This is a genomic window from Rhizobacter sp. P3_C12, assembly GCF_056402735.1.
The window spans coordinates 1-5,180 of the sequence record NZ_JBFUGW010000359.1 but is presented as its reverse complement, the minus strand read 5'-3'; the positions used below and the strand labels follow the sequence as shown (position 1 = coordinate 5,180).

The 5,180-nt window shown below is 70.6% G+C and carries 7 protein-coding genes and 1 pseudogene; 1 reads left to right on the top strand and 7 read right to left on the bottom strand.

The window, feature by feature from the left end; translation table 11 throughout:
* A pseudogene (locus AC1DXV_RS30950) lies at positions 1–251 on the top strand (tetratricopeptide repeat protein); the annotation flags it as partial.
* Between the two features lie 69 nt (positions 252–320).
* Here the strand turns inward: AC1DXV_RS30950 and AC1DXV_RS30945 are convergent.
* From AC1DXV_RS30945 to AC1DXV_RS30915, 7 genes are all read right to left on the bottom strand, one after another.
* Complete coding sequence (locus tag AC1DXV_RS30945) at positions 321–1,079, bottom strand: 3-hydroxyacyl-CoA dehydrogenase (protein ID WP_477937291.1); 759 nt, start codon at positions 1,077–1,079, stop codon at positions 321–323.
* Between the two features lie 10 nt (positions 1,080–1,089).
* A complete protein-coding gene (adk, locus tag AC1DXV_RS30940) occupies positions 1,090–1,743 on the bottom strand; it encodes an adenylate kinase (RefSeq protein ID WP_477841517.1) in 654 nt (217 codons plus the stop codon).
* A 172-nt stretch (positions 1,744–1,915) separates the two neighbouring features.
* Positions 1,916–2,686, bottom strand: coding sequence for a 3-deoxy-manno-octulosonate cytidylyltransferase (kdsB, locus tag AC1DXV_RS30935; protein ID WP_477873478.1), 771 nt, complete (start codon positions 2,684–2,686; stop codon positions 1,916–1,918).
* Positions 2,683–2,889: a Trm112 family protein gene (locus AC1DXV_RS30930; protein WP_477873477.1), complete on the bottom strand. Its 207-nt coding sequence runs from the start codon at positions 2,887–2,889 to the stop codon at positions 2,683–2,685. The genes kdsB and AC1DXV_RS30930 overlap by 4 nt, the downstream gene beginning before the upstream one ends.
* 14 nt (positions 2,890–2,903) lie before the next feature.
* Positions 2,904–3,932 carry a tetraacyldisaccharide 4'-kinase gene (gene lpxK, locus AC1DXV_RS30925; RefSeq protein WP_477937289.1) on the bottom strand — a complete coding sequence of 343 codons (1,029 nt, stop codon included), beginning with the start codon at positions 3,930–3,932 and terminating at the stop codon, positions 2,904–2,906.
* A 19-nt stretch (positions 3,933–3,951) separates the two neighbouring features.
* The gene (locus AC1DXV_RS30920) at positions 3,952–4,380 is read right to left on the bottom strand and encodes an ExbD/TolR family protein (protein ID WP_477937287.1); all 429 of its coding nucleotides are present in this window, start codon (positions 4,378–4,380) and stop codon (positions 3,952–3,954) included.
* A gap of 12 nt (positions 4,381–4,392) precedes the next feature.
* Complete coding sequence (locus AC1DXV_RS30915; protein ID WP_047508839.1) at positions 4,393–5,028, bottom strand: MotA/TolQ/ExbB proton channel family protein; 636 nt, start codon at positions 5,026–5,028, stop codon at positions 4,393–4,395.
* Positions 5,029–5,180 lie beyond the last annotated feature (152 nt).

Here is a 5,180-nt window from a genome sequence, read left to right as displayed (position 1 = left end):
ACGGCGGCGAGTTGCTGGCGATCGGCCTGGACCAGGTCTAYGGCGGGCAGGCCAGGCCGGGGCTGGAGCTGATGCAGCAGGGCATCGCGAAGGGCACGAAGCGGCCCGATGACGCGAAGCTGCACCTGGCGATTGCGCAGCTGGTGGCGGGCGACCATGCGAAGTCGGCCGCGACCTTCCGGACCGTGCAGGGCAACGATGGCACGGCCGATCTCGCGCGGCTGTGGGCCTTGTACGCCCGCAAGAAGTAGCCCGGATGCCAATCCGGGAGCGGCGCTCGAAGTGAAGAAAGAACCCGGATTGGCATCCGGGCTACGAAATCACTTCGGTGCCAACCGAATCGCGCCGTCCAGGCGGATCACCTCGCCGTTCAGCATCTCGTTCGTGATGATCTGGTGCACCAGCTTCGCGTAGTCCGCGGGCGTGCCGAGGCGGCTCGGGAAGGGCACGCCGGCGGCCAGGGCGTCCTGCACCTCCTGCGGCATGCCGAACAGCATCGGCGTGCCGAAGATGCCCGGCGCGATCGTCATGTTGCGGATGCCGTTGCGGGCCAGGTCGCGCGCGATCGGCAGCGTCATGCCGACGATGCCGCCCTTCGACGCGGCATAGGCTGCCTGGCCGATCTGGCCGTCATAGGCCGCCACGCTGGCGGTCGAGATCAGCACGCCGCGCTCGCCGGTGGGCTCGGGCGCGTTGCGGCTCATCGCCTCGGCGGCGAGGCGGATCATGTTGAAGCTGCCGACCAGGTTGACCGTCACCGTCTTCGCAAACACCGCGAGCGGGTGCGCACCGTCCTTGCCGACCGTCTTGACGGCCGGTGCGATCCCGGCGCAGTTGACGAGGCCCATCAGCTTGCCGGCCGCCACCGCCGCGGCGACGACCGCCTGGCCGTCGGCCTCCTGGCTCACGTCGCAGCGCACGAAGACGCCGCCCAGTTCCTTCGCGACCGCCTCGCCCTTGTCGGCCTGCAGGTCGGCGATGACGACCTTGCCGCCGGCGGCCGCGAGCATGCGCGCCGAGCCTTCGCCGAGGCCCGAGGCCCCGCCGGTCACGATGAAGACCTTGCCTGCGATGTCCATGGCGTGCCTCTTACTGAAGCGCGGCCAGCGCGCGGGCGGTGATCTCCTCGACCGTGCCGGTGCCGGAGATCTTGCGGTATCGGGGCGCGACGGCGTCGCCGGCCGCGGCCCAGCTGGAGTAGTACTCGACCAGCGGGCGCGTCTGCTTCTGGTAGACGTCGAGGCGCTTCTTGACGGTCTCTTCCTTGTCGTCGTCGCGCTGGATCAGCTCGTCGCCGGTCACGTCGTCGCGGCCCGCGGTCTTCGGCGGGTTGAACTTCAGGTGGTAGCTGCGGCCCGAGGCCGGGTGCACGCGGCGGCCGCTGATGCGCTCGATGATCGACGCATCGGGCACGTCGATCTCGAGCACGAAGTCGAGCTTGACGCCGGCGGCCTTCATCGCGTCGGCCTGCGGGATGGTGCGCGGGAAGCCGTCGAACAGGAAGCCCTTCGCGCAATCGGGCTGGGCGATGCGCTCCTTCACGAGGCCGATGATGATGTCGTCGCTGACCAGGCCACCGGCGTCCATCACCTTCTTGGCCGCCACGCCGAGCGGGCTGCCGGCCTTGACGGCCGCGCGCAGCATGTCGCCGGTGGAGATCTGCGGGATGCCGAACTTCTGGCAAATGAACGCCGCTTGCGTGCCCTTACCGGCGCCTGGCGCGCCCAGCAGAATCAGTCTCATCAGTCATCCTCAATTTATGGAATTCGTGGCCGCGGTGCCAGCCGGCGCAGGCACGGACTTTTGCCATCGAGAATAGCATGCGACCTCCTGCGCGAAACTGACGCGGGGCAGGTCGCCGGGCCCTCGGCACCTCCGGGTTTACACCCGCTTCGCGCGGGCGCGGCCCACCCGGTCAGTGCCCGATCAACGCACGCGCACGCGCCAGGTCTTCGGGCGTGTCGACCCCCGGCCCGGGGCGCACCGCGCTCACGTGCACCGCGATGCGGTGCCCATGCCACAGCACGCGCAACTGCTCCAGCGATTCGGTCTGCTCGAGCGGGCAGGGCGGCAGCTTCGGGAAATCCCTCAGGAAGCCGGCGCGGTAGCCGTACAGGCCGATGTGGCGCAGCGGGGTGGCCAACGAACTGGCGGGCGACGACAGCGTCTCGATGCCCGCGGCATAGCCGTCGCGCCACCACGGGATCGGCGCGCGCGAGAAGTAGAGCGCGCGGCCTGCACCGTCGAGCACGACCTTCACGACATTCGGGTTGCGCAGCTCGTCGACGCTGTCGATCGCATGCGCCGCGGTGCTCATCGGGCAGTCGGGCTGCGACTGCAGCAGCGCCGCGCAGGCGTCGACCAGCGCCGGCTCGATCAGCGGCTCGTCGCCCTGCACGTTGACGACGATCTCGTCGGGCTGCAGGCCGAGCAGCGCGCAGGCCTCGGCGAGGCGATCGCTGCCGGTCGGGTGGTCGGTGCGCGTCAGCACGCAGGCCACGTCGTGGGCGCGGCAGGCGGCGACGATCTCCACATCGTCGGCCGCCACCACCACCTGCTGCGCGCCCGACAGCGCGGCGCGGCGGGCGACGCGCACGATCATCGGCAGCCCGCCGATGTCGGCCAGCGGCTTGCGCGGCAGCCGCGTCGACTGCAGCCGCGCCGGCACGAGGACGGTGAAGCTCACGCAGTGCTCCCGGCCTCGGCGGGCGCCGTGTCCAATGAGCGGGCCTCGGCTTCGAGCATGACCGGCATGCCGTCGCGCACCGGGAAGGCCAGGCGGTCGGCGTTGCACACCAGTTCGTGCGCGGCATCCTGCGGCGGGCGCTTGTGCTCCAGCGGCCCCTTGCACAGGGGGCACACCAGCAGTTGAAGCAGTCGGGTGTCCATCGGGCGTCCTCGGGTCAGAAATGGGCGGTCGGCGCGCGCTGTGGCAGCAGCGCCAACAGGTCGGCAGCGAAGGCCGGCGGAAGCTGGAAGTCTAGCGTCGCGACCCACACGCGCGTGCTGCCGAGGCGCGCGGGATCGAGCTTGACGGCATCTTTCTCGGTGACGACCACGTCGGCCGTGTCGGACGGCCAGGGCAGCTGCGCGAAATCGTGGTGATCGGGCAGCGGCAGCTCGGTGATGTCGAGGCCGGCATCGCGCAGCATCGAGAAGAAGCGCTGCGGATGCGCGAGCCCGGCGGCGGCGAGCAGGCGGCGCCCCTGCAGCTCGGCCGCATCGGCAACGGAAGCCGTGCCGTCCCGCCAGGCCTGCAACGGCGTGAAGCGGCGCAGGCCACGCTGCACGACATGCCCTGGCAGCGCCGTCGACGGCGCCGGCGCGTTGTACAGCAGCACGCTGCGCGCGGGCAGGGCAGCCGGCATCGGCTCGCGCAGCGGCCCGGCCGGMAGCAGCCAGCCGTYGCCGGCGCCGCGTTCGTCGAACACGATGACCTGTGCATCGCGCGCGAGCCGCCGGTGCTGCAGGCCGTCGTCGCAGACGATCACGTCGACCGCGGGATGGGCTGCCAGCAGCGCGCGGCCGGCCTGCACGCGGCGCCGGCCGACGGCGACCGGTGCGCCGCTGCGGCGCTGCATCAGCAGCGGCTCGTCGCCGCAGGCGCCGGCCGGCGTGTCGGGCGTCACCAGCACGATGTCGTCACCGGCGTTGCCGCCGTAGCCGCGCGACACGATGCCCGGCGTCCAGCCGTGCCGCCGCAGCAGCTCGACCACGGCCAGGCAGGTGGGTGTCTTGCCGGCGCCGCCGGCGATCAGGTTGCCGACGACGATCACCGGCACCGGCAGGCGCTCGATGCGCAGCCAGCCGGCCCGGAACGCGAAACCGCGCAGCGCGACGATGGCAGCGTACAGCCCGGCCAGCGGGCGCAGCGCCCACGCGAGCGCGCCGCGCGCGAGCCAGGCGCGCTGCAGTCGGAGGGAGAACGACACGGGGCCGGCGCGCAGCCGCTCAGCGGCCGTCGCCGCCCTGCGAGGTCTGCGCCGCAAAGGTCAGCCGCGCGAGGCCCGCGCGGCGTGYGGCGTCCATCACCGTGATGACGGACTGGTGCGACGACGCCGCATCGGCCGAGACGATGATGATCGCGTCCTTCGCGCCGGCGGATGCCGACAGCAGCTCGGCGGTCAGCATGTCGACGCTGCGGCCGTCGAGCGTCTTGCGGTTGACCGCATAGCGGCCTTCCGCCGAGATCGCGACGATCACTTCCTTGTTGTTCTCGCGCGGCTTGTCGGCATCGGCCACCGGCAGGCTGATCTGCAGCTCGGTGAACTTCGAGTAGGTGGTCGACAGCATCAGGAAGATCAGGACGACCAGCAGCACGTCGATGAACGGGATCAGGTTGATCTCGGGTTCTTCGGGGTGGTGCTTGCGGAACTTCATCGCCATCGCCCTTCAGCCTGCCTTGCGCACCGCGGTGAAGCGCATCAGGTGCGGCACCATGCGCTCGGCGGCTTGTTCCATCTCGAGCGTGTACGCATCGATCAGGCCCCGGAAATAGCGGTACGCGATCAGCGACGGGATCGCGATCATCAGGCCGAACGCGGTGTTGTACAGCGCGACCGAGATGCCGTGCGCCAGCAGCGCCGGGTTGCTGCCGCCGGTGGGCGCCTGCGAGCCGAAGATCTCGATCATGCCGATCACCGTGCCCATCAGGCCCAGCAGCGGCGCGGCCGAGGCGATGGTGCCCAGCGTGTTCAGGAAGCGCTCCATCTTGTGCACCGCGCTGCGGCCGGCGGATTCGAACGCGCCGTGCAGGTTGTCGTGCGAGATGCGCGGGTCGGCGATGATCGCCCTCAGGCCGGTGGCGAGCACCTGGCCGAGCAGCGAGTTGTCGGCCAGCTTGTTGACGACGTCGGCGGCCGGCAGGTGGGCGCGGGTGACCGAGATCACTTCATCGAGCAACCGGGGCGGCGCGATGCGCGCGACCCGCAGGCTGGACAGGCGCTCGATGATCAGCGCGAGCGCAATGATGGAACACAGGAGCAAGGGCCAGATCGGCCAGCCAGCGGCTTGTATGATCGAAAACAATCCGGTCCTCTCAGCAATGGTGGGGTGCGGTGGTGCGCAGAAGTTGCAACCGACGGCGCGATCGACGGCCGGACCAGGCGGTCCCGTGCGGTCTCATTTTTGGACGCGCGATTATGACCCCAAGGCAGCCCCGCCACGCACATCGGCAAGGC

Bases quoted from the DNA above. Each gene is read 5' to 3' on its own strand.
- adk (WP_477841517.1), bottom strand. From the start codon at position 1,743: ATGAGACTGATTCTGCTGGGCGCGCCAGGCGCCGGTAAGGGCACGCAA.
- AC1DXV_RS30945 (WP_477937291.1), bottom strand. From the start codon at position 1,079: ATGGACATCGCAGGCAAGGTCTTCATCGTGACCGGCGGGGCCTCGGGC.
- AC1DXV_RS30930 (WP_477873477.1), bottom strand. From the start codon at position 2,889: ATGGACACCCGACTGCTTCAACTGCTGGTGTGCCCCCTGTGCAAGGGG.